The organism is Streptomyces albireticuli, assembly GCF_021228125.1.
GTDB lineage: Bacteria > Actinomycetota > Actinomycetes > Streptomycetales > Streptomycetaceae > Streptomyces > Streptomyces albireticuli.
Genome location: NZ_JAJQQS010000002.1, coordinates 526,957 through 552,192 on the forward strand (window position 1 = coordinate 526,957; position 25,236 = coordinate 552,192).

24 protein-coding genes are annotated in these 25,236 nt (G+C 73.7%); 10 read left to right on the top strand and 14 right to left on the bottom strand.

The genetic code is table 11. The features are described 5' to 3' along the window. Positions 1 to 34: 34 nt before the first annotated feature. From lepB to LUZ64_RS02540, 3 genes are all read right to left on the bottom strand, one after another. A complete protein-coding gene (lepB, locus tag LUZ64_RS02530) occupies positions 35 to 916 on the bottom strand; it encodes a signal peptidase I (RefSeq protein WP_095579523.1) in 882 nt (293 codons plus the stop codon). Positions 917 to 1,169: 253 nt separating this feature from the next. Next, a complete protein-coding gene (locus LUZ64_RS02535) occupies positions 1,170 to 1,751 on the bottom strand; it encodes a TMEM165/GDT1 family protein (RefSeq protein WP_095579524.1) in 582 nt (193 codons plus the stop codon). Between the two features lie 198 nt (positions 1,752 to 1,949). Further along, positions 1,950 to 2,786, bottom strand: coding sequence for an ABC transporter permease (locus LUZ64_RS02540; protein WP_232390112.1), 837 nt, complete (start codon positions 2,784 to 2,786; stop codon positions 1,950 to 1,952). A 226-nt stretch (positions 2,787 to 3,012) separates the two neighbouring features. On the opposite strand from LUZ64_RS02540, the gene LUZ64_RS02545 reads away from it, so the two are divergent. The 4 genes from LUZ64_RS02545 (at position 3,013) to LUZ64_RS02560 (ending at position 7,246) form a co-directional block, all read left to right on the top strand. Next, a complete protein-coding gene (locus LUZ64_RS02545) occupies positions 3,013 to 3,681 on the top strand; it encodes an HNH endonuclease family protein (RefSeq protein WP_095579525.1) in 669 nt (222 codons plus the stop codon). A gap of 84 nt (positions 3,682 to 3,765) precedes the next feature. Then, positions 3,766 to 5,748 (top strand): alkaline phosphatase D family protein, encoded by a 1,983-nt coding sequence (locus LUZ64_RS02550; protein WP_095579526.1) that lies wholly within the window; start codon positions 3,766 to 3,768, stop codon positions 5,746 to 5,748. A gap of 90 nt (positions 5,749 to 5,838) precedes the next feature. Further along, complete coding sequence (locus tag LUZ64_RS02555) at positions 5,839 to 6,318, top strand: DoxX family protein (protein ID WP_095579527.1); 480 nt, start codon at positions 5,839 to 5,841, stop codon at positions 6,316 to 6,318. A gap of 289 nt (positions 6,319 to 6,607) precedes the next feature. Beyond that, positions 6,608 to 7,246 (top strand): DedA family protein, encoded by a 639-nt coding sequence (locus LUZ64_RS02560; protein ID WP_095579528.1) that lies wholly within the window; start codon positions 6,608 to 6,610, stop codon positions 7,244 to 7,246. Between the two features lie 203 nt (positions 7,247 to 7,449). Here the strand turns inward: LUZ64_RS02560 and LUZ64_RS02565 are convergent, their stop codons facing one another. Together LUZ64_RS02565 and snpA are read right to left on the bottom strand one after the other, a co-directional pair. Next, positions 7,450 to 7,674, bottom strand: a complete 225-nt coding sequence (locus LUZ64_RS02565; RefSeq protein WP_087928295.1) for a hypothetical protein — start codon at positions 7,672 to 7,674, stop codon at positions 7,450 to 7,452. Between the two features lie 112 nt (positions 7,675 to 7,786). Continuing rightward, the gene (gene snpA, locus LUZ64_RS02570) at positions 7,787 to 8,449 is read right to left on the bottom strand and encodes a snapalysin (RefSeq protein WP_095579529.1); all 663 of its coding nucleotides are present in this window, start codon (positions 8,447 to 8,449) and stop codon (positions 7,787 to 7,789) included. Between the two features lie 193 nt (positions 8,450 to 8,642). Here snpA and LUZ64_RS02575 point away from each other — a divergent pair, with 193 nt between their 5' ends. After that, positions 8,643 to 9,638 (top strand): LysR family transcriptional regulator, encoded by a 996-nt coding sequence (locus LUZ64_RS02575; protein ID WP_095579530.1) that lies wholly within the window; start codon positions 8,643 to 8,645, stop codon positions 9,636 to 9,638. Between the two features lie 35 nt (positions 9,639 to 9,673). Here LUZ64_RS02575 and LUZ64_RS02580 read toward each other — a convergent pair whose 3' ends face one another. Then, entirely contained in the window at positions 9,674 to 9,847 is a 174-nt protein-coding gene (locus LUZ64_RS02580; protein WP_170116682.1) for a hypothetical protein, read from the bottom strand. 470 nt (positions 9,848 to 10,317) lie between these two features. On the opposite strand from LUZ64_RS02580, the gene LUZ64_RS02590 reads away from it, so the two are divergent. Continuing rightward, positions 10,318 to 10,683: a cupin domain-containing protein gene (locus LUZ64_RS02590; protein ID WP_095579531.1), complete on the top strand. Its 366-nt coding sequence runs from the start codon at positions 10,318 to 10,320 to the stop codon at positions 10,681 to 10,683. 102 nt (positions 10,684 to 10,785) lie between these two features. Here LUZ64_RS02590 and LUZ64_RS02595 read toward each other — a convergent pair whose 3' ends face one another. After that, complete coding sequence (locus tag LUZ64_RS02595; RefSeq protein WP_095579532.1) at positions 10,786 to 11,454, bottom strand: HAD-IA family hydrolase; 669 nt, start codon at positions 11,452 to 11,454, stop codon at positions 10,786 to 10,788. A 522-nt stretch (positions 11,455 to 11,976) separates the two neighbouring features. Between LUZ64_RS02595 and LUZ64_RS02600 the strand changes: the two genes are divergently transcribed. Then, complete coding sequence (locus LUZ64_RS02600) at positions 11,977 to 14,064, top strand: MDR family MFS transporter (protein WP_095583387.1); 2,088 nt, start codon at positions 11,977 to 11,979, stop codon at positions 14,062 to 14,064. A gap of 202 nt (positions 14,065 to 14,266) precedes the next feature. Then, complete coding sequence (locus LUZ64_RS02605) at positions 14,267 to 16,318, top strand: bifunctional glycosyltransferase 87/phosphatase PAP2 family protein (RefSeq protein WP_095583386.1); 2,052 nt, start codon at positions 14,267 to 14,269, stop codon at positions 16,316 to 16,318. Positions 16,319 to 16,409: 91 nt separating this feature from the next. Here LUZ64_RS02605 and LUZ64_RS02610 read toward each other — a convergent pair whose 3' ends face one another. The 4 genes from LUZ64_RS02610 to LUZ64_RS02625 form a co-directional block, all read right to left on the bottom strand. Then, complete coding sequence (locus tag LUZ64_RS02610; RefSeq protein ID WP_095583385.1) at positions 16,410 to 17,105, bottom strand: hypothetical protein; 696 nt, start codon at positions 17,103 to 17,105, stop codon at positions 16,410 to 16,412. Positions 17,106 to 17,351: 246 nt separating this feature from the next. Then, a complete protein-coding gene (locus LUZ64_RS02615) occupies positions 17,352 to 17,966 on the bottom strand; it encodes a DUF6114 domain-containing protein (RefSeq protein WP_232390111.1) in 615 nt (204 codons plus the stop codon). Between the two features lies 1 nt (position 17,967). Further along, positions 17,968 to 18,588 carry a DUF6230 family protein gene (locus tag LUZ64_RS02620; protein ID WP_095579083.1) on the bottom strand — a complete coding sequence of 207 codons (621 nt, stop codon included), beginning with the start codon at positions 18,586 to 18,588 and terminating at the stop codon, positions 17,968 to 17,970. A 153-nt stretch (positions 18,589 to 18,741) separates the two neighbouring features. Next, positions 18,742 to 19,974: a cytochrome P450 gene (locus LUZ64_RS02625; RefSeq protein ID WP_095579082.1), complete on the bottom strand. Its 1,233-nt coding sequence runs from the start codon at positions 19,972 to 19,974 to the stop codon at positions 18,742 to 18,744. Between the two features lie 362 nt (positions 19,975 to 20,336). Here LUZ64_RS02625 and LUZ64_RS02630 point away from each other — a divergent pair, with 362 nt between their 5' ends. Beyond that, the gene (locus LUZ64_RS02630; RefSeq protein ID WP_095579081.1) at positions 20,337 to 21,506 is read left to right on the top strand and encodes a steroid 3-ketoacyl-CoA thiolase; all 1,170 of its coding nucleotides are present in this window, start codon (positions 20,337 to 20,339) and stop codon (positions 21,504 to 21,506) included. Here LUZ64_RS02630 and LUZ64_RS02635 read toward each other — a convergent pair. Beyond that, positions 21,494 to 21,685: a hypothetical protein gene (locus LUZ64_RS02635; RefSeq protein WP_170116657.1), complete on the bottom strand. Its 192-nt coding sequence runs from the start codon at positions 21,683 to 21,685 to the stop codon at positions 21,494 to 21,496. The two genes, LUZ64_RS02630 and LUZ64_RS02635, sit on opposite strands and share 13 nt — an antisense overlap. A gap of 44 nt (positions 21,686 to 21,729) precedes the next feature. Between LUZ64_RS02635 and LUZ64_RS02640 the strand changes: the two genes are divergently transcribed. Then, on the top strand, positions 21,730 to 22,233 hold the full coding sequence (locus LUZ64_RS02640) for a GNAT family N-acetyltransferase (RefSeq protein ID WP_095579080.1): 504 nt from the start codon (positions 21,730 to 21,732) through the stop codon (positions 22,231 to 22,233). 13 nt (positions 22,234 to 22,246) lie between these two features. Here the strand turns inward: LUZ64_RS02640 and LUZ64_RS02645 are convergent, their stop codons facing one another. Together LUZ64_RS02645 and LUZ64_RS02650 are read right to left on the bottom strand one after the other, a co-directional pair. Next, positions 22,247 to 23,107: an ECF transporter S component gene (locus LUZ64_RS02645; RefSeq protein WP_095579079.1), complete on the bottom strand. Its 861-nt coding sequence runs from the start codon at positions 23,105 to 23,107 to the stop codon at positions 22,247 to 22,249. Continuing rightward, complete coding sequence (locus LUZ64_RS02650) at positions 23,104 to 24,822, bottom strand: ABC transporter ATP-binding protein (protein ID WP_095579078.1); 1,719 nt, start codon at positions 24,820 to 24,822, stop codon at positions 23,104 to 23,106. Before LUZ64_RS02650 ends, LUZ64_RS02645 begins: the two co-directional genes overlap by 4 nt. Positions 24,823 to 25,236 lie beyond the last annotated feature (414 nt).

The window sequence follows — 25,236 nt, forward strand, 5'->3', positions numbered from 1 at the left end:
CTCGGCTGCCTTGCGTGACTACGGTGAGCGCCCGTCAGCCCCGCGCCGCGCCGCCGGAGACACGGCGGGAGAGCAGGCGGCGGCGCATCAGCACCAGGGGGACGGCACCGGCGAAGGCCACCGCGGTGGGGGCGGCGGCCGCCTTGTCGATGCCCTTCTGGCCGAAGGTCGCGGGGACGGAGAGGGTGGCCCAGCGGTCGACGGGCCAAGCGACGACGACGGCGCGGCCCACCACGTCGTCCACCGGGACGAAGCCCTTCTCGGCCTCCTCCTGGTGGTAGCGGGAGTCCTGGGAGTCCTCGCGGTGGTCGCCCATCACCCACAGCCGGTCCTTGGGCACCGTGACCTTGAACCCGCCCTGCGGGTTCGTGCTGCACGCGGCGTTGCCGGGGAAGACGTAGGGCTCCTCCAGCGGCTTGCCGTTGACCTTCAGCGGCCCGGTGCCCGCGCACTCGACGGTGTCGCCGGCGACGCCCACGACCCGCTTGATGAGGTCCTTCTCGCCGGCGGACGGCATCAGCCCGATGAAGCTGAGCGCCGTCTGCAGCGCGTTGGGCTCGGGCGTCGGATGGCCCTCCATCCAGTTCCCCGGGTCGTGGAAGACGATCACCTCACCGCGCGCGGGCTTCGATCCGAACCACGGGGTCAGCTTGTCGACCAGCACCCGGTCGCCCGGCTGGAGGGTGTTCTGCATGGACCCCGAGGGGATCGAGAACGCCTGCACCAGGAAGGTCTTGATCAGCAGCGCCAGCACCAGCGCGACCCCGAGGAGCAGGGGCAGTTCCTTCCAGAGCGGCCGCTGCGCCTTCGCGGGCCCGCCGGACTTCCCCCGGCGCCCCGTCGGCCCGGCCGGCTCCTCGGACCCGCCGCCGGGGCCCTGTTCCTCCGACCGCGCGTCGACCGTCACGTCCCCCACATCCACTCCTCGCTCCGGCCACCGCGCTCCGTCCGCGGTGAGGGTCCCGGAACCCCTGGTCGAGCGGGCCGTTCCGGCGATGTCACCCTATGCGACGGGGGGTATGGCGGCCGTCAGGAGATCATGCGCCCCGCGCCGGTGGGCGCCGGGGTCCCGGGACGCCCGCGCGGGTGGGGCCGTTCTTACGGCAAAGCCGTCCGGGCCCCCGCGCGGAGGGTCCGGACGGCTTCCTCGTGGTGCCCGCTCGGGCGCGTCAGCCCGTCACCGCCTCGTACAGGCTGAAGCCCGCCAGTGCCAGCATCACCACGGCCGCGATCCGGGTGATCAGCGCCAGCGGTACGTACTTCATCAGCGTGCGGCCGCCCAGGATGCCGAGGCCCGCCACCGCCCACAGGGCCAGGACCGCGCCGACGCCGACCGAGACCGGGTCGTCGTAGCGGGCCGCGAGGTTGGCGGTCATGATCTGGGTGAGGTCGCCGAACTCGGCGACGAGGATGAGCATGAAGCCCGCGCCGGAGACCCTCCAGAAGGACTGGTCGGCGGGCTTCTTGATCTCTTCCTCGCCGTCGTCCTTCTTGAAGATCAGCATGGCCGCGCCGGCGAGGAAGAGCAGGCCCACCACCGCCTGGACGAGCCGGTGCGGCAGGAGGGTCAGGACGCTGCCCGCCGCGATGGCGAGGGCGACGTGGACGGCGAAGGCGGCGGCGACGCCTGCGAAGACGTAGCTCGCGCGGTAACGGGCGCCGAGCATGAGGCCGGCGAGGGCCGTCTTGTCCGGCAGCTCGGCCAGGAAGACGACGCCGAAGACCAGGGCGGCGACGGTGAAGCTGAACACGGGGGTGATACCTCGATCGGTCAGGCTGCCGGACCGAGAGACCTGAGCTGATCGCGGGGTCGCTTCGGCACGGCAGCGTCGTGGACACTGCGGCCGAAGGTCTCGCTGGCGGCTGTCGCGATCGCGGTCACGACGGACCTCCGCCTCCGGGCGCCGGCCGAGGCGAGCTCGGCAGTATGTCGACGGTCCGGCGAAGAGCTACTCCCCTTCTGCTCCGCCCAGGGTACGCGACCCCGGGCGGCCGCGTCCCGCGCCGCCGGAGGCCGGGCCGTCCCGGTGCAGCCTCCCGCGGGCCACCAGCTCCAGGACCACCGCGACCGCCACCGCCTGCACGGCCATCAGCGCGACCAGCACGAACAGCTGCACCGCGCCCGCCAGCACCGGCGACGCCCCGCCCAGCAGCATCCCCACGAACGCCCCCGGCAGTGTGACCAGCCCCACGGTCCGCGTCTGGTCCAGCCCCGGCAGCAGGGCGTCCGAGGCGGCCGGGCGGGCGATCTCCAGGCGGGCGTCGCGGTCGAGGAGGCCGAGCGCCAGACCGGCCTCCACCTCGCCGTGCCGGGTGCGCAGCTCGTCGAGCGCGCGGCGGCCCGCCAGCACGGTCGCGGTCAGGCTGCCGCCGATGAGGATGCCGGTGACGGGCACCAGGGCGATCCCCTTGAGCGGGACGAGCCCGGTCGCCAGCAGCACCACGACCACCGGCACCACCCCGGCCCCGATCGGCACCGCCGTCCACCACCAGGTGCCGTTGTCCGTGACGCGGCGCCCGGCGGTCCGTACCGCCACGGCGAACATCAGCAACAGGAAACACAGCAGCAGCGGGACCGCCCGGACCACCCAGCCGATCAGCGCGGACACGGCGGCCAGTTGGACGGCCGCCCGCAGGCCCGCGACGGCGACGGGCCGGGCGTAGCCGCGCCCCCGGGCGTCGCTCAGGCGGGCCAGGGCCGCCACCCCGGCCGCGGCCACCAGCAGCAGGGCGAGCACCACCCCGAGGGTGGCGTCGACGGGGAGCAGGGCTGCGGCGGCGAGCACCCGGTCACCCTACGGGCGCGAACACCGTTACCGGCGCGCATACGTGGTGGCGTGTCAGACGGCCAGGAGCCGGACTGTGAATTCGCAGTGAACTTCACGTCCGCAAGCTCTTGCTTTGACATGACCCCGTCGCCACGCTGTTACCTGGCGACCACCCCCCGGAAATCGGACGCCGCGATCCTGGCCGCGCCGTCGGCCGACAACCCCCCACCGCAAAGGAGTTCCCATGTCCGGAATACCTGCCTCCATCTCTCGCCGCGCCGTCTACGCGCGTCGTACGGCCGTCGCCGGCGGTCTCGCCGCCCTCCTGGCGTCCCTCACGCTCAACGCCCCCGCCGCCCAGGCCGCGCCCCCCACTCCGCCGGACGCCGCCACCGTGCGCACGTACCTGGCCGGGCTCAAGGTCTCCGCCGAGGGCACCATGGACGGCTACAGCCGCGCCAAGTTCCCGCACTGGAGCACCCAGTCCGGGCAGTGCAACACCCGCGAGGTCGTCCTCAAGCGCGACGGTGAGAACGTGGAGCAGGACGCCAAGTGCGCGGCCGTGGAGGGCACCTGGTTCTCGCCCTACGACGGCGCCACCTGGACCGACGCCCAGGACATCGACATCGACCACATCGTGCCGCTCGCCCAGGCGTGGCGGTCGGGCGCCAACACCTGGACCACCGCGCAGCGGCAGGCGTTCGCCAACGACCTGACCCGCCCGCAGCTGATCGCCGTCACCGACCGCGTCAACCAGGCGAAGGGCGACAAGGACCCGGCGCAGTGGATGCCGCCGCTGGACTCCTACGCCTGCACGTACGCCCGGATGTGGGTCACGGTCAAGCACCACTACGGCCTCACCGTCGACCAGGCCGAGAAGAACAAGCTGACGTCCGTCCTCAACGGCTGCTGAACGGGCGGATCCCACCACTGAACCGGAAACTCCACCGGTAGGCCCCGTCGTTCCGTACCGTACGGAACGACGGAGGGGGGCCGGATGCCGGCAGCTCTACGACTGGGTCCGCTGCTGCGGTACGTCGACTGGGAGACGGGGACGAGCGCCACCGTCTGGGTGGAGGCGGACCGGCCCTGCGAGGCCGAGGTCCGCTGCGCGGACGGCGCGGGCGGCACCGCGCGCACCTGGCGGGTGGCCGGGCACCACTACGCCCTGGTGACGGTGACGGGGCTGCGTCCGGGCTCCGAGACCGCGTACGGCGTGTTCCTGGACGGCGCGCGCGTATGGCCGCTGCCCGGCTCGCTCTTCCCGGAGAGCACGATCCGCACGCCCGCCGGCTCCGAAGGGGCGGCCGGGCCGCTCCGGGTCACGTTCGGCTCGTGCCGCTGGGCCGCTCCGCCGCCGGAGGCGGGCCGCCACGGCTTCCTCCACCTGAGCGGGACGCCGGGCGCCGACGATCCGGACGACCCCCGGGACCCGCCCGTCCTCGACGGCTCTCCCGACGCCGCCGGCCCCGTCGCCGACCCCGCCGGCCCGGACGCCCTGGACACCCTCGCGAGCGCCCTCGCCCGGGGCGGCACGGGCGAACCGCGGCCGGACGTCCTCCTCCTGCTGGGCGACCAGGTCTACGCCGACAAGACCTCCGCCGCCATGCGCCGCTGGATCGCGCGCCGCCGCCCCCTCACCGAGCCGCCCGGCCCCCAGGTCGCGGACTACGAGGAATACACCCACCTCTACTACGAGTCCTGGCTCGACCCCGAGATCCGCTGGCTGCTCTCCACCGTGCCCAGCCTGATGATCTTCGACGACCACGACGTGATCGACGACTGGAACACCAGCGCCGCCTGGGTCACCGAGATGCGGGCGAAACCGTGGTGGCGGGAGCGGGTGCTGGGCGGCCTGATGTCGTACTGGGTCCATCAGCACCTGGGCAACCTCTCCCCCGCCGAGCTGGCGGCCGACAAGCTGTACCAAGCGGTCTCGCGCGGCGGAGAGGGCTGGGACGGCACCGAAGACGGTGAGGACGCCGAAGACGCGTACGCCCCGCTCGGCGGCCCCGACGGCACCGCCGCCCTGCGTGAGTTCGCCGTCCGCGCCGACGCCGACCCGGCCGCCGCCCGCTGGAGCTACCGCCGCGACTTCGGCCGCGTCCGGCTGCTGGTGGTCGACAGCCGCGCCACCCGCGTCCTGGAGGAGGGCGGCCGGGCCATGCTGGACGCCGCGGAGGCGGACTGGCTGCGCGCGCAGGCGCTGGACGCCCCGGGCTCGTACGACCACCTGCTCATCGGCACGTCGCTGCCCTGGCTGCTGCCGCCCGCCGTGCACGACGCGGAGGCGTGGGACGCGGCGCTGTGCGCCGGGGAGCGCGGGGCGCGCTGGGCGCGTCTGGGCGAGCGGATGCGCCGGCGGGCGGACCTGGAGCACTGGGCGGCCTTCCCGGCGTCCTTCGAGGCGCTCACCGCGCTCATCGCGGAGGTGGGCTCCGGGCCCGCGGCGCCCGCCACGATCGCGGTCCTGTCGGGTGATGTCCACCACTCCTACATCGCGGAGCCGGAGTGGCCCGAGCCGGCGGACCCGGCGGCTCCGGGGAGATTCCCGGAATCCGGGCGACACGTCCGGAGCCACGTGGCACAGTTCACCTGCTCGCCGGTGCACAACAGCGCACCGGCCGCCCTCCGGCTCGCGTTCCGCTTCGGCTGGAGCGGGGCGGGGCGGTGGCTGGGCCGGGCCATGGCACGGCACGGCCGGACGGGCCGCCCGGTGATCGGCTGGCGGCGCACGGGCGGGCCGTGGTTCGGCAATCAGCTGATGACGCTGACCCTGCGCGGGCGCTCCGCCCGGCTGCGGCTCGACCAGGCGCGGCCGGAGAAGTGCCTGACGGTGGCGCACGAGGCGGTCTACGGAACGGCGGACAGGGTCCCGTACCCCCTGGCGAGCCCTCCGGCGAGCGGGATTCCGGCCGTGCCCGGAACCGGTGCCGGAGACGGTTCCTCACACGGATCCGACGAGGGACAGGCACAATGAATCAAGAACTTGAACTTGCAAGTATCGATTAGGGGTACCTAACCTGGACCCCTCGCGTTTCCTGTCCCCTGACACGAGGAGCCCCACCTCATGCCCCCCACCACCGCTCCCTCCCCTTCCGCCGCCGCCTCCACGGGCGCCGCCGCGGCCGCCGCTCCGACGCTCTCCGAGCGCCTGGACGCGGCCCGCCCCTACGCCCTGTCGGCGTTCCGCATAGTCGTCGGCCTGCTCTTCGCCTGCCACGGCATCGCCTCGCTGTTCGGCGTGCTCGGCGGTGCCGCGGGCACCGGCGGCACCGTCGAGGCCGGCACCTGGCCGGGCTGGTACGCCGCCGCCATCCAGCTCGTCGGCGGTGGCCTCGTGCTGCTGGGCGTGGGCACCCGCACCGCGGCGCTGATCTCGTCCGGCTCCATGGCCTACGCGTACTTCGACGTGCACCAGGGCATGGCCCTGTGGCCGATCCAGAACGGCGGCGAGGCCTCGGCGATGTTCTGCTGGGCCTTCCTGCTGCTCGTCTTCACCGGCCCCGGCGCGCTCTCCCTGGACCGCCTCTTCGGCCGCAAGAACTGACACGCGGGCCGGAGCGGCGGCCGGCGCGCGGGTCGGTGCACGACCCGGCGCCAAGGCCGCCGCGCGCGCTCCCCTACGGCCCCGCGCGGGCCGTATGTCGCGTACGTCCGGGAAGTCCGAGTCGCCTCGGATCTCCCGGACGTACGGCTTTTGTTAGTGATTAGAACTACATCTCCTGCCCCCACCCGCATGTCACAGCAGCCTCAGGCGTACGCTGTGCGGTTGTGAAGGCCGCCCCTGCCGCTCCCCTGCGACGTCGCGGCGGGGGACCGTACCGGGAGATCAGGACGTGCTGGAGCAGTTGGGGGCCTTGGCCGGCTCGCCATGGATCTATCTGATCGTCGGGATCTCCGTGCTCCTCGACGTCTTCCTTCCGGTCCTGCCGAGCGGGGTCCTGGTGATCACCGCCGCCACCGCCGCCGCGGGCACCGCGGCCGACGCGGTGGGCGGCGCGACCCGGGGCCACGCGGGCTTCTCCGAGATGTTCGCACTGGTGATGTGCGCCGCGACGGCGTCCGTCCTCGGTGACATGGTCGCCTACCGCCTCGCCTGGCGCGGCGGCGACCGCTTCGACCGCGCCATGGCACGCTCCCGCAGGCTCACGGCGGCCCAGGAGAAGCTGGGCACGGCGCTGCTGCGCGGCGGCGGCCCGCTCGTGGTGGTCGCCCGTTTCGCACCGGCCGGCCGGTCGGTGGTCAGCCTCGGCGCCGGGGTGATGCACCGCAGGGTGGCGGAGTTCCTGCCCTGGTCCGCACTGGCGGGCCTGACCTGGGCGGCGTACAGCGTCTGCCTCGGCTACTTCGGCGGCCAGTGGCTGGGCGCGGGCTGGTTCGCCACGGCCGTCTCCTTCCTCGCCCTCTTCGCGGCGGGCGCGGGCGCCGCGTTCGTCATGCGCCGCCCCGGAGAGCCGGAAGCGCAAGCTCAGTAACTTCCGGTAGCCCCCGTTACGGCGGCGGCCGTACGCCCGCGTGCGCCCCGCCTAGGCCGGGGGCGGGCGACCGCGCACGCACATCCGTACGGGAGCGGCGGGTCCCGGTACGTCATCCGGGCCACTCCCGCCACGCATGCGCGGGCCCCCCGGAGCCCTCGCGCCCGCCGGCCCGGCGCGAGGTCACGGCCTCGGCGCGGCCCTCAGAGCTTGGTCAGTTTGGTGTACGGGCCCGGGATCCGCTCCTGCCTGGTGGCGAAGTCGACGAGCACGGCGATGTCTTCCTCGACACCGATGACACGGCCGAGACCGTAGCGGTCGTGGGCCACCCGGTCACCCACGTCGAACTTCTGCACGGGGCCGGGGGCGGGCGGGGCGTTGAAGGGACTGGTGGGCAGATGCCGTCGATGCGCTGGTGGCTTCGTCATTGGCCTCAGTATGCGCCCTCCACGGGCGGGCGGCCCCCGCGAACGGGGCGGTGGCCCGGCTCCTCGGGGAGGAACCGGGCCACCGCGTGCGCGCGCGAGCGCTCCCGTCCGGTCAGTGGACCTTGGTGAAGGCGTCCTTGTCGAAGGCCTTCAGACCATTGGCCCACAGAGCGTTGACGCGGCTCTTCTCGGCCGCGTTCGGGTAGGCGTTCTGGCAGGACGTACCGGGGCCGCCACCGGACATCAGCTCGCTGCACGGGCCGGAGTAGTGGTCCGGGAGACCGAGGACGTGACCGGTCTCGTGCGCGGTGACGCGGGTGGAGTTGTACTGCTGGTTCTGCCGGTAGTCGAGGAAGATGTAACCCCGCCCGTGACCGTCGGTGCTGGCGTACGAGCCACGGGAGTCGTTGCCCTCGTAGTAGCGGAAGTCCGCGTTGCTGCCCGCACGCAGCTGAACGTTCTGGACGGAGCTGTTCCAGATCTGCGCGCTGCTGGCTATCTGCTGGGCGAATCTGGGCGCGGCGCTCGGGTCGTACGTGACGGTGACGACCTTCAGGCCGGGCGACTTCGCCGCCTTGGCCGTCGCGGACTTCATCACGGCGTCGAAGAACGCCTTGTTGTTGGCCTCTTCGGCCGCCGAGCCGACGTACGAGGACTGGGTGAAGGTCTGCGAACCGGTGACGGCCGGCGCCGCGGAGGCGGGCACCGCCGTCAGGGCCGCCGCCAGGCCGAGGCCGAGCGCGGCGGCGGACAGCGCCATGGTGGAGCGATTCATGTGGGGGACTCCATTCGTTCCGAGAACCTCGGGCCGCATGGGTGGGTCGGCCGGGGGTTCACCGGGTGAACTGCTGGTCCCGCAGAGTCTCTGACGAGTTATCAGTGGTGCGGATGATGCCAATTGGCCATAGCTCCAGGCAATCGCCTACCCTGCCCCTCGCTGTGCCTGGTGTGACTCGCGAGGTGCAGTTATGCTCCCTCCCGTGGAGCTCGAGGTCAGGCACCTCCGGGCGCTTTGCGCCATCGCGGATGCGGGAAGTGTGCGCAAGGCCGCGCTGCAACTGGGCATGACCCAGCCCTCGCTCACCACGCAACTCCGCCGTATCGAGGGGGCCATCGGCGGCCTCCTCTTCACCCGCGGCCAGACGGGCAGCCGCCCCACGCCCCTGGGTCACTCGGTGCTCTCCCGCGCCCGGCCGATCGTCGCCGAGATGACCGCGCTGGTGACGGCGGCCCGGGACGCCGCGGTGGGGGCGGGCGGAGCGAGGCTGCGGGTGGGTAGCGTCGGCAGCCGGGTGGTGACGGGCTGGCTGCGCCGGATCCACGACCGGCTGCCCGACACGGACATCACCATTCATATAGAGGTCTCCGCGAACACCCTGCTCCAACTGCTCGCGACGAACCAGCTGGACGTCGCGCTCGTCCACGAGACCGCGGGCTTCCCCCTGCACATACCGGCGGAGGTGCGGCGGCGCGTCCTCGTCGAGCGGGAGCCGCGCTTCGTCACCCTCTCCGCCGGCCACCCGGCGGCCGCGTCACCGGCGGTCACGCTCACCGAACTGGCCGACGACTCCTGGATCGTGGACCCCACGGCCGACCACGAATGGGCGGCGCTGCGCCGCGTCCTCACCGCGGCCGGGCTCGACCCGCGCCTGCTGCACGTCCGCGACAACACCACCGCCGCCGACCTGGTGGCCTCGGGCGAGGCCGTACGCCCCTGCCAGCCCACCGCCGAGGCCACCCCCGGCACCGTGATCCGCCCCCTGGCCGGGGACCCCCTCACGGCCGAACTCTCCCTGGCCGCCCGCCCCTGCGCCCTGCCGCTCCCGGAACTCGACGCCCTCTTCGACGACCTGGCGGACGCCTACGAGGAGGCGACGTCCCGCAGCGTGGCGTACCGGACGTGGCTCACGGGCGCGGGACGTCCGGCGCCGCCGGACGGACGGACGTCGGGGCCGGGCCCCTAGCCGCCGCCCGGCCTCACGCCCGGTTCACGCCCGGTTCATGCCCGGCCGCACGGCCCCCGCCGGCTGGCCGCGGCCCACTCCGCCCGCAGCCGTTCGTACATACGCCGCTCGGCCCCGGTCAGGGCCCGCCCGCTGCGCGCGGACAGGAAGCGCCGGATCGCGTGGTTGATCTCCTCGGGGCTCCGCTGCCGGGATGAGGTCGAAAGCATGGGCCCAGACTATGATCCACGGCCGCCACGGGGGCGCCCACCACGACGGAGTTCGCGGAACGCTCATCAAACGGTCATGAAGCCGACGGATCGGGGCACGGCGCGGACATCGCCCGGCCCGCGCCGCTCTGCCGACGGCAACGGCCGGCCCGGCCGGGCCAGGCGATCACTACAGTCCCGTCCCATGACGACGGTCACCACATGTACGGTCGCGTACCCGGCCGACGCCCTGACGATGATCGGGCACCTCGCGCTCCCCTGAGTGAGAGGCGCCTCTGGGTCGGCCTGGTCCTCCTGAGGCGGTTCTGCCGGGGCGGGCGGAGCATGCGTGCCCCGGGCCTCGGCGGCGCCTATCGTGAGAAGGGAGCCACAGCTACTCGGCTTCCCCGAAGGGGCGTGCCGCCCCGAGGCTCTCCCGGCCGCGCGGGAGCACGTCACGGATCGGGTCGGAGGAGGCCGGAGGAGGAGTCATGACGGCCACCACCTGGGACGAGACGCCCGTCGCCCTCGAAGGTGACGGCGTCGAGGTGCGGAAGCAGGAGATCGGCGGCGGCATGAGCGTGATGTACATGCGCGCGGCCGAGGGGACGGACTTCGCGCCGTCCCTCAAGGGGTTGCCCGGCGATCTCTGCCAGTGCCCGCACTGGGGCTATCTGACCAAGGGTCGGCTCCGGATGCGCACGGACGGCGGCGAGGAGACGTACGAGGCCGGGCAGGCCTTCTACTGGGCGCCGGGGCACGCCCCCGAAGCCCTTGAGGACGTCGAGTTCCTCGACTTCTCGCCCACCAAGGAGCTCGACGAGGTGATCGCGCACATCACGGCGCAGGCGGGTTGATCTCCTGGCGGTACGGCCCACGGGCCCCCGCTCACCCGCACCGGTCCGGTCGTCGCCGGGCCGGTGGGTGAGGGCGGCCGCGCGAGAAGCGGCCGTGTTTCCTCAGCCGACGCGCAGGACGATCACCGCGCCGTCCGCCTCCACGCGCACCTCCGTCAGGTCGGCCACCGCGACGTCCGGCGCGTGGGCCGCCGCGCGCGGGCCCACGCCCACCACGCGCATGCCCGCCGCCTTGCCGGCCGCGATGCCCGCCTCGGAGTCTTCGAAGACGACGCAGTCCGCCGGGTCGAAGCCCAGCGCGGCGGCGCCCTTGAGGAAGCCCTCGGGGTCCGGCTTGCTGGCGCCCACGGACTCCGCGGTGACACGGACCGCGGGCATCGGGAGACCGGCCGCGGTCATGCGGGCCTCGGAGAGGGCGCGGTCGGCCGAGGTGACCAGAGCGTGGGGGAGGCCGGCGAGGGCGGCCATGAAGGCCGGGGCGCCCGGCACCGGGACGACGCCGCTGACGTCGGCCGTCTCGGCGGCGAGCATCCGGGCGTTGTCGGCGTGGTTCTGCTCCATCGGGCGGTCCGGGAGGAGGACGGCCATGGTCGCGTAGCCCTGGCGGCCGTGGACGACCTTCATGACGGCGTCGCCGTCCAGGCCCTGTTCCGCCGCCCAGTCGCGCCAGCAGCGCTCCACGACGGCGTCGGAGTTGACGATCGTGCCGTCCATGTCCAAAAGGAGGGCACGGGCGGTCAGCGTGGTCGTGGTGGGGGCGTTGGCCGGCATCGGCGGACTCCAGGGCGCGGGAGAAGGCAAGCGGCCTCGCCCGCCGGTCAGGGAATACGGACGAGGCCACTTTGTTTCTCAAAGATACAAAAAGTCCTCCCGATCGCCAACAGACCCAGGTCGGCAGGGGTGCGGACCGGGTCCGCGGCGGGGTGCCGGCGGCCGGGCGAGCTGCCAATGGCCTATCCCGGCGGGCCGTCCGCGCGGATCCGGATCACGATGGAGGGCAGCGGGAGGCCGGGGCGCGCGGCGCCGGCCGGTGCGCGGTGCGGACCGGTGCTCCGGCCGGTACGCGGTGCGGGCCGGGTGCTCCGGGCGGTACGCGGTACGGGCGGCGTGCCACGGGCGGTACGCGGTACGGACCGCCGGCCGGTACGCGGTACGGACCGTATGCCCCGGCCGGGCCGTTCCCGGTCCGCCCGCCGGCCTTGCCTCTGTCCCCGTCCCGTCCCCGTCCCCGTCCCGTCCCCTCCCGTCCCAGCTTCCCGGTCCCAGGCACCCCACCCCCACAGGAGCCAGCCCATGGCGGACGACACCCCGGGCCCCGCCACGGCCGCCGCGGACCCCCCGGCCGTGCCCGGCGAGGGCCGGCCCCGGCGCTCCGTGCTCGTCGCGATCGGCGCGCTCCTGCTGGGCATGCTGCTGGCCGCCCTGGACCAGACGATCGTCGCCACGGCGCTGCCGACCATCGTCAGCGACCTCGGCGGGCTCGACCACCTGTCCTGGGTCGTCACCGCCTACATGCTCGCCTCCACCGCCGCGACCCCCCTCTGGGGCAAGCTGGGCGACCAGTACGGCCGCAAGAAGCTCTTCCAGGCCGCCATCGTGATCTTCCTGGTCGGTTCGGCGCTGTGCGGCATCGCCCAGGGCATGGGCGAGCTCATCGTCTTCCGCGCCCTCCAGGGCCTCGGCGGCGGCGGGCTGATGGTGCTGTCGATGGCGATCGTCGGCGACATCGTGCCGCCCCGCGACCGCGGCCGGTACCAGGGGCTCTTCGGCGCGGTCTTCGGCGGTACGAGCGTGCTCGGCCCGCTCCTCGGCGGGCTCTTCGTGGACCACCTCAGCTGGCGCTGGGTGTTCTACGTCAACCTGCCGATCGGCATCGTCGCGCTCCTCGTCATCGCCGCCGTCCTGCACATCCCCGTCCGCCGGACCCCGCACCGCATCGACTACCTCGGCACCTTCCTCATCGCCGCCGTCGCCACCTGCCTGGTCCTGATGACGTCCCTCGGCGGCGTCAGCTACGCCTGGTCGTCGTGGCAGATCATCGGCCTCGGGGTGCTGGGCGTCGTCCTGCTCGTGCCGTTCGTGCTCGTGGAGCGGCGCGCGGCGGAGCCCGTCCTGCCGCTGAAACTCTTCCGGATCCGTACGTTCACGCTCTGCTCGGTGATCGGCTTCGTCATCGGCTTCGCGATGTTCGGCTCCATGACCTACCTGCCGACCTTCCTCCAGGTCGTCCAGGGCGTCTCGCCGACGATGTCGGGCGTGCACATGCTGCCGATGGTCGCGGGTCTGCTCATCGCGTCGACCGCCTCCGGCCAGGTCGTGAGCCGCACGGGCCGCTACAAGGTCTTCCCGATCGCGGGCACCGCGATCACCGCGATCGGGCTGCTCCTGCTGCACCAGCTCGACCCGGCGAGCTCCACCGGCGAGATGAGCGCGTACTTCTTCGTCTTCGGCCTCGGGCTCGGCCTGGTCATGCAGGTGCTCGTGCTCGTCGTGCAGAACGCCGTGGGCTACGAGGACCTGGGCGTCGCCACCTCCGGGGCCACGTTCTTCCGGTCCATCGGGGCGTCGTTCGGCGTCTCGATCTTCGGCACGATCTTCACCAACAAGCTGGGGCCGCGCATCAACGACGCCCTCGCCGGCACCACGCTCCCGGCCGGCGTCGACCCGGAGAAGCTCAAGGCGGACCCCCGCGCGCTCACCCTGCTGCCGCCGGGCGAGCGGACCGGGGTGCTGGCCGCGTACTCCCAGTCGATCACCGACGTCTTCCTCTACGCGGTGCCCGCCGTGCTCGTCGCCTTCGTCCTCGCCTGGCTGCTGCGCGAGGACCCGCTGCGGGCCAGCGTCACCGCCCCCGACACCAGCGAGGTCCTGTCCAGCAACCCCGTCGAGCGCTCCTCGCGGGAGGAGTGCGCCCGCGCCCTGTCGCTGCTGGGCAGCCGCGAGGGCCGGCGCCGGATCTACGAGGAGATCACCACCCGCGCCGGGCTCGACCTGCACCCCGCCGCGAGCTGGATGCTGCTGCGCATGAACCGCTACGGGTCCGCGGAGCCCGCGCTGCTGGCCGAGCGCGTCGACATCCCGCTACGGGTGATCGGCGAGGCGACGCGGCAGCTGGAGACCCGCGGCCTGGCCGTCCGCGAGGGGCTGCCGCTGGTCCTCACCGACGAGGGCCGGCGGGAGGCCGCCCTGCTCTACCGGGCCCGCGAGGAGTCGCTCGCGGAACTGCTGGGCGACTGGTGGTCGGCGGACCGCCCCACCGACCTGGACGCGCTCGTCCGCGAACTCAACCACGAACTGTGCGGCTCGGACCGGGAACAGCCGCACAACGGCGGCGTCGTCCACCGCGACCACGAGGCCCGCCGCCCGCACGGCGCCCCCTAGCCCGGGTGCCGGGGAAGGCTTCCCGGCCGGCGGGGTGCGACCCGTCGCCGCCACGTTCTCCTCTCCATTCGGTGTCTTTCGGCCATGTATGGGAAGTTGTCAGGTGGCCTGGGAGTGACCTGCGTCTCTTTCGCAGGGCTCGGTAAGGTCTCAAACAGCCCTACGAGAGTGACCGACCGGTCGACCGGAGGAGCGGCGGGGCGTGGCGAATGCACAGAGGGGCGGGCTGGGCGGTCCGTCGCGGGCGGGGTCGCGGACCGGACTGGCGCTCGGCGCGCTGTGGCTGGTCGCCGGGTTGCTGGCCGTGCGTCAGGCCGCCGCCGTGCTGCGGCTGCCCCCCGAGCGGCGCTTCACCGACCTCGGGCGGTGGATCGGTGACAACGGCGTCCTGCACGTCAGCGGTTCGCTGTACGACACGGACGAGTTCACCGGCACCCCCTTCGCGGGACTCGTCCTCAAACCGCTGACCAGGGCCGCCGAGGAGAGCCTCGGCGTGGGCTGGACGCTCGGCACCCTGCTGCTCGTCGTCGCCGTCGCGCTGGTCGCCGTCCGCGCGCTGCCCGGCGGGGTCCCCCGCCGGGCCCGGCTGCTCGCCGCCCCGGTCGCGGTCATCCTGGCCGTGGTCTCGCTGCCGGTGCGGAACACCTTCACGCTCGGTCAGACCAGCATCATCCCGGTGCTGCTGGTGCTCCTCGGCTGCTGCCCGCCGCGCCCCGGCCGGGGCGGCGGCCGCCTCGGCGGCGTCCTCATCGGTCTGGCCGCCGCCCTCCAGCCCGCCGTGCTGCTCTTCGCCGTGCCGCTCCGGTTCACCGGCCGCCGCCGCGCCGCGGCCGCCGCCGGCGTCACCTTCGCCGTCCTTTCCGCCCTGGCCTGGGCGGCCCTGCCGGACGACTCCTGGACGTACTGGATCCACCACGTCGCCGGCGCCGGCCTGGGCTCCGCGCCCGACGGGCTCGCCAACCAGTCCCTGCACGGCCTGCTCCTGCGCCTCGGCCCGCACGGCCCCGCCGAGCTCGCCCTCTACGCCCTCCTCGCCGTCGCCGTCGCCTGCCTCGGCCTGCGCCGCGCCGCGCGCTACGCACGCGACGGCCAGGTGCTGCTCGCGACCGCCCTCACCGGCTGTGTCGCGGTCGCCGTCTCCCCGACGGCCTGGCAGCACCAGCAGCTGTGGATCCTGCTCGCGGTCGTCGGCCGGACCGGCAAGCGCCGCGCCGACCGGCTGGTGTGGCCGGTCCTCGTCGTCCTCGTGATGACGCTGACCAGCACCGTCCTGATGCCGGACAACCCCTTCCTGCGCCCCGTCGGTGACAACGCACCGCTGCTCGCCGCCCTCGCCGCGGCCTGCGCGGTGCCGTTCCACCTCCGCGCGTCGCCGCTGTGGGACCGCCCGCTGCCGACCCCGGCGACCGAGCCGGAGCCCGGCCGCTTCTCCTGGGTCCCGCTCCTCCGCTTCTGGAAGCGCCCGCTCAGCCGTCCCAACGTCCTGCTGGAGCTGATGCTGATACGGATCGGCTACTGGGCCTACTCCTTCGTCCGCGCCGGCGCCCCCGACGAGCGCTCACTCGCGGAGGCGCACGGCCGGCGGATCCTCGCCGCCGAGGAGTTCCTGCACCTCCACGTCGAGCACGGCTTCAACCACTTCGTGGCGGGCGTCGGCTGGCTCACCGACGGCATGAACTACTACTACGGCACCTTCCACTTCCTGGTGCCGCTCTCCCTGCTGGGCTACCTCTACGTCCGCCGGCCGGGCACCTACCGCTGGGCCCGCACGGCCCTGTCGCTGGCCACGCTGATGGCACTCGCCGGCTTCTGGGCCTACCCGCTGGCACCGCCGCGGTTGATGCCGGGCCTCGGCTACATCGACACCGCCAACGGCCCGCAGGACCTGGACCACCCGGACTTCGGGGCGCTGACCGAGCTGTCCAACCAGTACGCGGCGATGCCCTCGCTGCACTTCGGCTGGTCGCTGTGGTGCGGCATCGTGATCGCGGTCGTCGCGCCCAGGACGTGGGCGAAGTGCCTGGGCATGCTCTACCCGCTGCTCACCCTCTCCGTGATCGTCGGCACCGCCAACCACTATGTGCTGGACGCGGCGGGCGGCGCCCTCGTCGTGCTGTCCGGCTTCGCCGTCCAGTACGCCCTGAGCGGGCCGGGCCGGCCGGCCCTGGGGCGGGTGCCCGGGGCCAGGAGCGCGGGCGACGACGCCGCCCCCGGGTCCTCGGCCGTGGAACCGGCGCGGGCCGCCAACGGCTGAGCCCGCGCCGGGGGCGCGCGTACGTGCGTCCCGGCCGCTCACGCGCTGCCGTACGCGGCCATGTGCGGCCCGCGCGACCGGGATCGGCCGGTCAGCCCGTCACCGTGATCGCCGAGGACGGGTCCGTGGCGTCCGTGACCTCGTAGGTGGCGTTGAACACCGAGCTCGTCGCGTTCGTCGGGCAGCCGAAGCCGCCGACCACCTTGATCGGCACCGCCGCGTTCGCGACGGTCAGCGTCGACGGGCTGCCGTTGGTGAACGTGGCGACGATGTCGGCCGCCGCGGTGGGCGCCGCCGTCACCGTGCAGCTGGCGAGGCCGCTGGTCTGCACGACGAACCCGCCGACCGGCAGGCCCAGCGTGGCGGTGATCGGCGTGCCGTGCTGGAGGGACACGGTCCAGGCGCCGGAGGTGGTGATGGCGGCCTTCACGCCCGCCTGGCTGGAGGTGCAGGAGGAGTAGGTCGGCGCGGTGAGGGCGCTGCCGACCGGGCCTGCGTCGTTGTGGTTGCCCGGCGCCTCGGGGATCTTGTTGTTCGCGTCGTCGGCCGAGGGCTCGGAGCCGGAGACCGTACACGTCACGGTGACCGGGCCGGCCTTGAAGGTGGCCTTGCCGGTGAGCTTGGCCGTGAAGTGGTGGCCCGCGGGGGTGACGGTCGTCGGACCGGCCGCGCGCGCGTCGGCGCCGGCGGTGCCGCCGCCGGTCAGGGTGAGGGCCGCGGTGAGGGCGAGCCCGGCACCGGTGGCGAGCAGGGCGCGGGTACCGGCGTGCGTTCTGGGAGAGGTCATGGGGGACTCCTCGGGTGGGGGTGTCAGGGGGTTGCTTGCACGGTTCCTGCGGTCTTGCGGGTGTGACAGGTGTGATGGGTATGACAGGTGTGACGGGTGCGCGGTGTTACGGCTCTCGGGGCGCCCGGACCGTACGTACGGGCCCGTCGCCTCGGTCGTCCGGCTCGGTCCTACGCCTCGGTCCTACGCCTCGGTCCTACGGCTCGGGCGTACGGTCGGCCCGGTCGTACGGTTCGGTCCTACGGTTCACGCGGATTCCCGCGGCTCCCGGGGAGGGGGCAGGACCCCGCCGTCCGGGGGCGGGGGCGCCGGTCGTGGGGGCACTCGTGGGGGAGGGGGCCACGCCTTTCCGTCCACCGGCGGGACCGGCCCGGAAGGCGTCTCGCGAGGGGGCGCCGCGGGTGGCTCGTGCGCCGGATCCGGCGCGAGGTCCGGTACGGGCTCCGGTGCGGGTTCCGGCGCGGCCCCGGGTCCGGACGCGGGCGCCAGCGGCTGCCAGGCGAAGATCATGCCGCCGCCGACGATGCCGAGCAGGGTGCCGATCAGGAACCCGCCCAGGTTGGACATCACCAGCGCCGCCGCCGCGACCAGCACGGTGAGGATGCCGGCCAGAGCGCGGTACTGCGGTGCGAACCACGCGGTCAGCCCCATGATGATCATGATCAGCCCCATGAGGACCGAGGGGATGCCCGCGATCCCCTGATGGATCATGATCTCCAGCGGGGCGAGCGGGATGGCACAGATCTCCGCGCCGGCGAGGACGCAGGCCAGGCCGCCCCAGAAGGGGCGACCCTTGCGCCATCTCCGCCAGGCCGCCCAGGGGTGGCGCCGCGCGCGGCCGGTCTCGACGCCGGCCGCCACGTCAGAAGCACTCCCGCTCGCCCTTGAGGACCTTCATGTCCAGGCCGTTCAGCCGGAAGCTGCCCGCGTTGGTCGCCCACGCGGTCTGGCGGACCTTGGTCATCTGGACCTTGTCGGCCTGCTGGGCGAAGACGTCCGTCATGCCCTGCGCGCCCTCGGGCCCCTTGTCGAGGGTGGAGGCGTCGCGGCCGATCTCGATGTTGGTGAACTCGGCGTCGCCCGACATCTGGGTGGCGTCCAGGAAGAGGTCGGTGGCCTGCACCGGCTTGTCGCCGCCCCCCGCGTGGAGGTTCAGGGACACCGCGCCCAGGATGGGGAGCCGCATCACCACGGACTGGCAGAGCTTCTTGAGCTCGGCCCGTTTGATGGAGGTCACGGCGACGGGTATCAGCTCGTCGTGGGCGTTGACGTCGACCCCGCCGTACTGGGCGAAGCCCGTGCCCGCCAGGCTGTCGGCCGAGATCTTGAACTGCTGCCCCGAGACGGCGAAGGAGGCGGCGATCGCCCCTTGCGCCAGCGCCACGGCCAGGGCGGCGGTGGCCGCGAAGCCGGGCACGGCCAGCACGGCGAACTTCCGCCACTTGACCCGCCCGGTCACCGGTCTGCCTTGAGCGTCCTGCATCGCTGATGTCCCCTCGGAGAGCGTCGGAGGGCCTCGGGCCCAGGAAGGCGTTACCCGAGAGTAAGTCCGCTACTCGGCGGCCGACAAGGTGCGGGAACGTCTCGATTTCCCTTGTGTTTCATGGGAGTTGATGCAGCGTCAGCAAGATTTCCGTCATGTGTAGCGCACCCGTAGCTCCTTGATCCCGTTCAGCCACGCGGACCGCAGCCGCCTCGGCTCCCCCTCCAGCCGGATGTCCGGAAGGGTGTCGGCGATCGCGTGGAAGATGAGGTCGATCTCCAGGGCGGCGAGCGACCGGCCGAGGCAGAAGTGCGGGCCGCCGCCGCCGAAGCCCAGGTGGGGGTTGGGGTCGCGGGTGATGTCGAAGACGTCCGGGCGCTCGAAGACCTCCGGGTCGTGGTTGGCGGAGGCGTAGAAGATGCCCACGCGCTGACCCTCGGCGATCCGGGCGCCGCCCAGCTCGGTGTCCCGGGTCGCCGTGCGCTGGAAGGAGACGACCGGGGTCGCCCAGCGGACGATCTCCTCGGCGGTGGTGGCCGGGCGCTCGCGCTTGTAGAGCTCCCACTGCCCGGGGTGGGTGAGGAAGGCGTGCATGCCGTGGCTGATGGCGTTGCGGGTGGTCTCGTTGCCCGCGACGGCCAGCAGGAGGACGAAGAACCCGAACTCGTCCGGGGCGAGGTTGCCCTCGTCCTCGGCGGCCACGAGCCGGCTGACGATGTCCCGGGCCGGACACTCCTTGCGCGCGGCCGCCAGGTTCATCGCGTAGGAGATCAGCTCCATGGCGGCGGTCGCGCCCACCTCCTGGGTGAGGGCGAGCTCGGGGTCGTCGTACGCGACCATCTTGTTGGACCAGTCGAAGATCCGGGCCCGGTCCTCCTGGGGGACCCCGATGAGCTCGGCGATGGCCTGGAGGGGCAGTTCGCAGGCGACGTCGGTGACGAAGTCGCCGCTGCCGCGCCCCCGGGCGCGCGTCACGATCGCCTCCGCGCGCCGCCGCAGGGCCGCTTCCAGGGCCCGGATCGCGCGCGGGGCGAAGCCGCGCTGGACGATCTGGCGGACGCGGGTGTGCTCGGGCGGGTCCATGTTGAGCATGATCAGGCGCTGGGCGTCGATCTGGTCGCGGCCGATCCCGGCGTTGAAGCGGATGATGGAGGTGTTGCGGTGGGCGGAGAAGACCTCCGGCCGGGTGGACACCTCCTTGACGTCCGCGTGCCGGGTGACGGCCCAGTAGCCGTCGTCGTCGAAGCCCGCGACGCCGTGCGGCTGGGCGTTCCACCACACCGGGGCCGTCCGCCGCAGCACGGCGAACTCGGGGAGGGGGACGCGGTTCCGGTAGACGTCGGGGTCGGTGAGGTCGAAGCCTTCGGGCAGCGCGGGGCAGGTCATCGGGGACTCCCGGGGTGGGGCCGGTCGAAGGTGCCGGTGGCCGGCCGGTGGGTGAGGGGTGGGCCTGCCGGCCGGCGGGTGCTGACGGGCTGACGGGTTGGCGGGCTGATGGGTTTCCGGCCGGCGGGCTATGACTGACGGGTCATCAGAAATGTCCCGAAGGTAGTGACGCGGCCCGGGCGCGGCAAGGGTGGCGACGCCATCTGTTGCGGACGCGGCGGGTGCGCGACCCTTGCGTACCGGGGGTAGCAGTCATAAGACTGCGGACGGGACTAGAACGCGTACTAGTTCGACGGGGGATCGGGAGTTGACACAGCGCCGGGGGCGCCGGGACGCCCCGCGGATGCCACGAGAGGACCCACATGGCCGCCGAACCCGTCATCGTCGAAGCCGTACGCACCCCGATCGGCAAGCGCGGAGGCGTGCTCGCCAACCTCCACCCTGCCTATCTGCTCGGCGAGACCTATCGCGAGATCCTCGCCCGGACCGGCATCCAGCCCGACTGCGTCGAGCAGATCGTCGGCGGCACCGTCACCCACGCCGGTGAGCAGTCGATGAACCCCGCGCGCACGGCGTGGCTCGCGATGGGCCTGCCCTACGAGACCGCCGCCACCACCGTGGACTGCCAGTGCGGCTCCTCGCAGCAGGCCAACCACCTGGTGGCCAATATGGTCGCGAGCGGCGTCATCGACATCGGCATCGGCTGCGGCGTCGAGGCGATGTCCCGCGTCCCGCTGGGCAGCGGCTCCAAGCACGGCCCGGGCCGCCCCTTCCCGGACGAGTGGAACGTCGACCTCCCCAACCAGTTCGAGGCGGCCGAGCGCATCGCCCGCAGGCGCGGTCTGACCCGCGAGGACGCCGACGGGCTCGGCCTGCGCTCGCAACGGCTGGCCGCCCGCGCCTGGGCCGAGGAGCGCTTCAAGCGGGAGACCTTCGCCGTCCAGGTGCCCACCACCGAGGAGGAGCAGCACGCCGGGCAGGGGATGTGGCGGCTGGTCGACCGCGACCAGGGGCTGCGGGACACCGACCGGGAGGCCCTGGCCGGGCTCAAGCCCGTGATGCCGACCGCCGTCCACACCGCGGGCAACTCCTCGCAGATCTCGGACGGCGCGTGCGCCGTGATGTGGGCCTCCAAGCGGATGGCCCGCGCCCTCAAGCTGCGCCCCCGGGCCCGGATCGTCGCCCAGGCGCTCGTCGGCGCCGATCCGCACTTCCACCTCGACGGGCCCATCGACGCCACCCGGGCCGTGCTCGGCCGGGCCGGGATGTCGCTGAAGGACATCGACGTCGTGGAGATCAACGAGGCGTTCGCCTCGGTGGTGCTGTCCTGGGCCCGGGTCTTCGAGCAGGACCTGGAGAAGGTCAACGTCAACGGCGGCGCGATAGCCCTGGGCCACCCGGTCGGCGCGACGGGGGCACGGCTGATCACTACGGCGCTGTACGAACTGGAGCGGGCGGACAAGGAGTTCGCGCTGATCACGATGTGCGCTGGCGGGGGGCTGGCGACCGGGACGATCCTTCAGCGGTTGTAGCGGTTGTAGCGGTTGTAGCGGTTGTAGCGGTTGTAGCGGTTGCAGCTGTTGCGGCGGTTGCAGGTGCGGCGCGGGCCGCCGGGCCGGGGCCCGCCCGCGTGCGTCCGGCGGGCCCTTCCCGCGTATGTGACGGAGGTCCTGTGCCGTGCCCCACCGGAGCGGTAATACTCCCTTGCCAAGTGGATCTCTTACATGATGGGATCTCTCACAGGACGGGGGAGCGGTGGAGACGATCAGGCGGGCGACGGCGGCGGACGCGGCGCGGCTCACGGAACTGGTGCGGGGCTCGGGGGCGTACCACGGCGCGTACGCCCCGATGGTGGCGGACTACGTGGTCACGCCCGAGTACGTCACCGCGCACGAGGTCTTCCTCGTGCCCGACGCCGGGGACCGGCCGCTCGGCTTCTACGCGCTGCTGCTCGACGCGGCCGAGCTGGACCTGATGTTCGTCGCCGACGCCGCCCAGGGGCTCGGAGTCGGCCGCCGCCTCGCCGCGCACATGAAGGAGCGGGCCCGCGCCGCCGGGCTGACCCGGGTCAAGGTGACCTCCCACCCGCCGTCCGAGGGCTTCTACCGCAGCGTCGGCGCCGTACGCGTCGGCTGGTCGCCCACCATCCCGCCCGCGATCACCTGGGAGCGGCCGGAGCTGGTCTTCGACCTCGGCGGCCGGGAGGACCTCGGCGGCGGCCACGGGACCCCCGGGGCGGGGGTGCTCACGCGTCCCTGAACGCGACCGGTGATCACGCGTCCCTGAACGCCACCGGCGCGTCGAACGCCGCCCGCCGCGTCGCCCGGCGCAGCGCCTTGAGCACGGCCGGGCCCAGCGTGAGCGTGGCGACGACGGTCACCACGGCGCGGGGCAGGTCCCAGCCCAGGGAGGTGGCCAGGCAGTACGCCACGAACCGGGCGAGGTTCTCCGGGAGCGGGTCGCCGGGGACGAACGAGACCCCGGTGGCCAGGGCGCCGATGTAGGGCCAGCCCTGGAGGTTCATGACCGTGCCGTAGAACAGCGACGCCACCGCCCCGTACGCGGCGAGCAGCGCCAGCTCGCGGGCGCCGCGCAGCCGGTCCGGCCCCGGCAGCAGGCCGGCGCCCATCGCCACCCAGCCCATGGCCAGCATCTGGAACGGCATCCAGGGCCCGACCCCACCGGTCAGCAACGCGGAGGCGAACATCGAGACGGAGCCCAGGACGAAGCCGAAGCCGGGGCCCAGGACCCGGCCGGACAGCACCATCAGGAAGAACATCGGCTCGATGCCCGCCGTGCCCGCGCCCAGCGGCCGCAGCGCCGCGCCCGCCGCCGCGAGCACCCCGAGCATGGCGATGGCCTTGGCGTCGAGCCCGGTGTCGGAGATCGTCGCCACGACGACGGCGAGGAGCATCGGCAGCAGCGCCGCGAACAGCCACGGCGCGTCCTTGGAGTGGGCGAGCCCGGAGGACGCGTCGGCGAGCAGCGGCCAGCCGAAGGCGGCGACGCCGATGGCGGAGACCAGCACGAGCGCGGCCACGGACCTCGGCCCGAGCCGGACGGCCCGCGCCTGGCGGTCGGCGGACGCCGTCACCTCGCCGCCCGTCGCGCGGGCGTCCCGGTTCCCCGTCATGCCGTCGCCTCCAGGGACCGCCGCACCTGGGGGACCGTCAGCCACGGCAGGGGCGCCAGGACCTTCGCCACCTGCGGCGCGAACGCCGGGGACGCCACCACGACCTCCGCCGTCGGGCCGTCCGCGACGATCTCGCCGTCGGCGACGACCACCACCCGGTGCGCCAGTTCCGCCGCCAGCTCCACGTCGTGCGTGGCCAGGACGATCGCGTGGCCGCCCGTGGCCAGGCCGCGCAGGATCTCCACCAGGCGGGCCTTGGCCGCGTAGTCGAGGCCGCGGGTCGGCTCGTCCAGCAGGATCAGCGGCGGCCGGGCCGTGAGCACGATCGCGAGGGCGAGCGCGAGCCGCTGGCCCTCGGACAGGTCGCGCGGGTGGGTCGTGTCGGCCACGTCCGGCAGCAGCTCCGAGACCAGGGCCCGGCAGGTGCCCGGCGCCGCGCCCGCGTCGCCGTCGGCCGCCGCGCACTCCGCCGCGACCGTGTCGGCGCACAGCAGGTCGCGCGGCTCCTGCGGGACGAGGCCGACGTGGCGCAGCAGCTCCGTGGGCGCCGTGTCCCGGGGGGACACCCCGCCCACGCGCACGGTTCCGGCGGCGGGCCGGTGCATGCCGACCAGGGTGCGCAGCAGCGTGGACTTCCCGGCGCCGTTGCGGCCCATGAGCGCGACGGTCTCGCCCGCCCGTACGGACAGTTCGACGTCCCTCAGGGCGACCACCCGGCCGTGCCGGACGGCGAGCCCCGTGATGTCGGCGGGACCGCCGGAGGCGGGGCGCGGGGCGCGGCGCGGGAATCCGCCGCGTGGGAAACCGCCGCGCGGGCGTGCCGTGGCGGGTTGTCCGGCACCGCCGTCCGGCCCGGCCGGGCCGGACCGCGCGGCGTCCGGCCCGGCCGGTGGTGCCAGCGGGGCCAGCCGCTCCCGCAGCGGGGCCGCCCTGCGGCGGGCGTCCCGTACGGAGAGGGGCAGCGGCGACCAGCCGGCGAGCCGCCCGAGCGCCACGACGGGGGGCTGCACCGGCGACACGGCCATGAGCTCGGCGGGGTCGCCGAGGACCGGGGCCGCGCCGGGCGCGGGCAGCAGGAGGACCTGGTCCGCGTACTGCACGACGCGCTCCAGCCGGTGCTCGGCCATCAGCACCGTCGTGCCCAGGTCGTGCACCAGGCGCTGGAGCACGGCCAGGACCTCCTCGGCGGCGCCCGGGTCGAGGGCGGAGGTCGGCTCGTCCAGGACGAGCACCCGGGGGTGGGTGGTCAGCACGGAGCCGATGGCCACGCGCTGCTGCTGCCCGCCCGACAGGGTGGCGATCGGGCGGTCGCGCAGGGTGGCGAGGCCCAGCAGGTCGAGTGTCTCCTCGACGCGGCGGCGCATCACGCCGGGCGCGAGACCGAGGGACTCCATGCCGTAGGCGAGCTCGTCCTCGACGGTGTCGGTGACGAAGTGCGCCAGTGGGTCCTGGCCCACGGTCCCCACGACGTCGGCCAGTTCGCGCGGCCGGTGGGTGCGGGTGTCGCGGCCCGCGACGGTGACCCGGCCGTGCAGGGTGCCGCCGGTGAAGTGCGGTACGAGGCCGCTGACCGTGCCCAGCAGCGTCGACTTGCCGACCCCGGACGGGCCGACGAGCAGACACAGCTCCCCCTCGGGCACGACGAGGTCCACCCCGCGCAGCACGGGCCCGCCCGCCCCGTCGTACGAGACGGACACCTGCTCGAACCGGATCACTGGGGAGCCTCCTTGCGACGGGGCTCGCGGCCCGGGGGAGTGGGGGGTGCGGTGGGGAGGACATCGGACGTCGGAGGGCGGACACCGGCCCCGGCCCCGGCCCCGGCCGGGGAACGGGCCTCGTCCGCCCGGTCCTCGGCGGCGGGTGGGGCGGCATCGCCGTGGCCCGTCGAGCGGGATGGCGCCGTCGTGGCATCGGGGTCTGTGCCGGTTTCCGTGGTGGGGGCGGGCGTTGGTTCGTCGGCCGGGCTTCGTCGGTGTGCCGGGTCGGTGTTCGCTCGGGTCCCTTGCGTGGGAGCGGGGCCCGGGTGGGGGCCCGTCGAGCGGGGCGGTGCTGTCGTGGGGTCGGGGTTTGTGCCGGTTCCTGTGGTGGGGGCGGTTGTTGGTTCGTCGGCCGGGCTTTGTCGGTGTGCT

Coding starts and splice junctions, on each gene's coding strand:
- LUZ64_RS02545 (WP_095579525.1), top strand. CDS start 3,013: ATGTCCGGAATACCTGCCTCCATCTCTCGCCGCGCCGTCTACGCGCGT.
- LUZ64_RS02550 (WP_095579526.1), top strand. CDS start 3,766: ATGCCGGCAGCTCTACGACTGGGTCCGCTGCTGCGGTACGTCGACTGG.
- LUZ64_RS02555 (WP_095579527.1), top strand. CDS start 5,839: ATGCCCCCCACCACCGCTCCCTCCCCTTCCGCCGCCGCCTCCACGGGC.
- LUZ64_RS02565 (WP_087928295.1), bottom strand. CDS start 7,674: ATGACGAAGCCACCAGCGCATCGACGGCATCTGCCCACCAGTCCCTTC.
- snpA (WP_095579529.1), bottom strand. CDS start 8,449: ATGAATCGCTCCACCATGGCGCTGTCCGCCGCCGCGCTCGGCCTCGGC.
- LUZ64_RS02575 (WP_095579530.1), top strand. CDS start 8,643: ATGCTCCCTCCCGTGGAGCTCGAGGTCAGGCACCTCCGGGCGCTTTGC.
- LUZ64_RS02580 (WP_170116682.1), bottom strand. CDS start 9,847: ATGCTTTCGACCTCATCCCGGCAGCGGAGCCCCGAGGAGATCAACCAC.
- LUZ64_RS02590 (WP_095579531.1), top strand. CDS start 10,318: ATGACGGCCACCACCTGGGACGAGACGCCCGTCGCCCTCGAAGGTGAC.
- LUZ64_RS02595 (WP_095579532.1), bottom strand. CDS start 11,454: ATGCCGGCCAACGCCCCCACCACGACCACGCTGACCGCCCGTGCCCTC.
- LUZ64_RS02600 (WP_095583387.1), top strand. CDS start 11,977: ATGGCGGACGACACCCCGGGCCCCGCCACGGCCGCCGCGGACCCCCCG.
- LUZ64_RS02610 (WP_095583385.1), bottom strand. CDS start 17,105: ATGACCTCTCCCAGAACGCACGCCGGTACCCGCGCCCTGCTCGCCACC.
- LUZ64_RS02620 (WP_095579083.1), bottom strand. CDS start 18,588: ATGCAGGACGCTCAAGGCAGACCGGTGACCGGGCGGGTCAAGTGGCGG.
- LUZ64_RS02625 (WP_095579082.1), bottom strand. CDS start 19,974: ATGACCTGCCCCGCGCTGCCCGAAGGCTTCGACCTCACCGACCCCGAC.
- LUZ64_RS02630 (WP_095579081.1), top strand. CDS start 20,337: ATGGCCGCCGAACCCGTCATCGTCGAAGCCGTACGCACCCCGATCGGC.
- LUZ64_RS02645 (WP_095579079.1), bottom strand. CDS start 23,107: ATGACGGGGAACCGGGACGCCCGCGCGACGGGCGGCGAGGTGACGGCG.